The following is a 2,322-nucleotide window of genomic DNA, read 5'->3' as shown; positions in this document are numbered from 1 at the left end:
CTGGCATGCCCAAACGACGTCTTGCACGGATGGCGGCGAACATCGTCATCGACTTGACCGTCGGCGCCGTCCCGATCGCGGGTGACGTCTTCGACGTCTTTTGGAAATCTAATTTGCGGAATGCCCGTCTGCTAGAAGACCATCTGTTAAAGAAGGTTGAATCGACCAGCGTTGAGCGATAAGCGGTCAACGTGCGGCGGGAACAGTCAAGCGGGAATGCTCGATTTCGGAATTGATGCGCTAATCAATTCGGGGTGCAAACTTCCAGCCTACGGTCGACTAAGACCCCAAGCTGGAAGGATTCGCCATTGCGGACGTTTCGCATGTCCGAGCGGGAATGATGCAAGCAAGATCTACTTGTTCTTGTACGCGTCTCGAAGGTCGCGAACTCGGTCATGACCCGCCTTGACCTTCTTGTATTGTGCGGTGAGGACATCGTTCATCGCGCTCCCAGCGGTTTCCTTCAGCACTTCCTCGTAGGCTTCTTTGATGTGGTCTTCGCCACGTTCAGCCTCGATCAGAATCACATGGGCGTCGCCGCCGTTGAGCTTGCCGCGGATATTGATCCAGATGCGATGGGTCTTAGCGGCGACGCTACCGTCGTCCTCCGCTTCTTCGCCGTTGAACTCAACGAGGCGTTGCAGTTCGCTGGCCATCGCCGAACGCTCATCGCCGAGTTGCTTGAACAACGTCTTCAGCTTTGGATCGTTCAGTTCTTCGGCCGATTCGTGAAAGCCGTTGTAGGAGTCGATGTTGGCTCGGATCAGTTTCTGGAGCTTATTGATCGTCGATTGGTTCAAATCGGTTTTGGTTTCAAGTGCCATCGTTTGTGTTCCCGAAAGAAAATGGTTCGTTAAAGAGGGCACGACGTCGCCGTGCGTTTCAATCGATCCATGACGCAAAGACCGTGCCGTAGCAGTGGCCATGTCCATAAACGTCGAGTCGGAGCATCTTTCGGGTGGATGCTCCGCGCGAAGATCGACCGGGCTGATGTCGAAACGACCAGGGACGGGCTCAGTGGTCATTTCATCGGTCCGCCGGACTCGGCAAGATCGCTTCAGAAGAGATGCAGGAGTCACGTCAGCCGTTACTGGAAGGCATCGGCAGCGCGTCGCCTACTTGTTTTGAACGAGCTTGGTTTCGGGATGACCGTACAGCCGGATCCAATCGACGTACATTCTGGCCGGTAACGTCGCCGTGATTTTTTCTGGCGTGTCGAGTCCCGTGTAGGAGTGAGTCCAACTGCCGACGGCGACGTTCAAGATCGGATAGAACGGCTGGTGGTACTCTTTCATCTCCGGTGCGGTGATGTCCCAGGACCCAAACTCTTTGCCGTCCAAGAAAAACTTCATGTGCGTCGGTGTCCATGAGATCTTGTAGAGGTGGTAATCCAGATGCAGGTCCACCGGCGCGTCGAACCACTCGACCAGACTTGTTTTCTGTTCGCCGACGCCGGCGAAGTGCAACGCGCAATTGATTTGTCGGTTTTGTAGTCCTTTGGCGATCCCGTCTTTGCCGCCGATTTCCAGGATGTCGGCTTCGCCGCACTTGGGCCAAACCGTTCCGGGGAAATTGTTGCCGAGCATCCAGAACGCAGGCCAGATTCCGTCGGCCGTGTCGGGCACCTTGATCCGCGCCTCCAGGTCTCCGTACTGGAATGCGAATCGGCCGCGGGTGTGAATCCGTGCCGAGGTAAACGCATTGCCTCCGTACGCTTCCCGTCGGGCTTCGATCACCAGGTTGCCGTCGCGGAGGTAAGCGTTCTCAGGCCGATCGGTGTTGAACTCGAGTTGTCCGTTGCCGAACCCATGCCCACCGACGTCGTAGCTCCAGACGTTCCGATCGAGCGATTCCCCGTCGAACTCTTGCGACCAGATGACGTTGATGGATGCCGGATTCTGGCACCACGCCGGCGTCAGCCAGGCGATCAGTGCGGCTCCGATCAGCCAACGGAGAACAGAGGTGTTCCGATCTGACGCTCGGCAATTAATCGGATTCATGATGGACCTGTGATGAGTGGAGAGTCGGTCACGCTGTGCGTGACGACCAGCATGGGTGCGGCCAAGATTATAGTCGATTGGGCCTGCGGTTCTTGAAGCGGATTTAGGTTGAAAAATCCATCAGGCGGCATGAGTTTCAAGTATGATAAGTCGGTTGGCCCCTGACTCGCACCCACTACGTTGACTCGTGAGGTTGCACCTATGAGACGTTTCTCGGGTTTGGCTTATGCTTCCTTGATCGCCCTGATCATGGCGTCGTCGGCGCACGCCGCGGTGATCACCAATGGTTCCTTTGAATCACCGGATATCCCGGGTGGCTCTT

3 protein-coding genes are annotated in these 2,322 nt (G+C 56.2%); 1 reads left to right on the top strand and 2 read right to left on the bottom strand.

Features of this window, described 5'->3' with window-relative positions:
• Window positions 1–182: DUF4112 domain-containing protein (locus tag ABX749_RS29905; RefSeq protein WP_372899256.1), on the top strand; the 182-nt coding region annotated here is incomplete at its 5' end.
• Between the two features lie 171 nt (window positions 183–353).
• Here ABX749_RS29905 and ABX749_RS29900 read toward each other — a convergent pair.
• Together ABX749_RS29900 and ABX749_RS29895 are read right to left on the bottom strand one after the other, a co-directional pair.
• Window positions 354–824 carry a PA2169 family four-helix-bundle protein gene (locus ABX749_RS29900; RefSeq protein WP_372899255.1) on the bottom strand — a complete coding sequence of 157 codons (471 nt, stop codon included), beginning with the start codon at window positions 822–824 and terminating at the stop codon, window positions 354–356.
• Window positions 825–1,115: 291 nt separating this feature from the next.
• Entirely contained in the window at window positions 1,116–2,000 is an 885-nt protein-coding gene (locus tag ABX749_RS29895; protein ID WP_372899254.1) for a family 16 glycosylhydrolase, read from the bottom strand.
• Between the last annotated feature and the right edge of the window lie 322 nt (window positions 2,001–2,322).

Source organism: Stieleria sp. (genome assembly GCF_041595215.1).
In the GTDB taxonomy this organism is placed as follows: Bacteria; Planctomycetota; Planctomycetia; order Pirellulales; family Pirellulaceae; genus Stieleria; species Stieleria magnilauensis.
Note: the sequence above shows the minus strand (reverse complement) of the source record. Positions and strands in the feature narration are given on the sequence as shown.

Excerpts from the sequence above, each read along its gene's own strand:
- ABX749_RS29900 (WP_372899255.1), bottom strand. The coding sequence starts at position 824 with ATGGCACTTGAAACCAAAACCGATTTGAACCAATCGACGATCAATAAG.
- ABX749_RS29895 (WP_372899254.1), bottom strand. The coding sequence starts at position 2,000 with ATGAATCCGATTAATTGCCGAGCGTCAGATCGGAACACCTCTGTTCTC.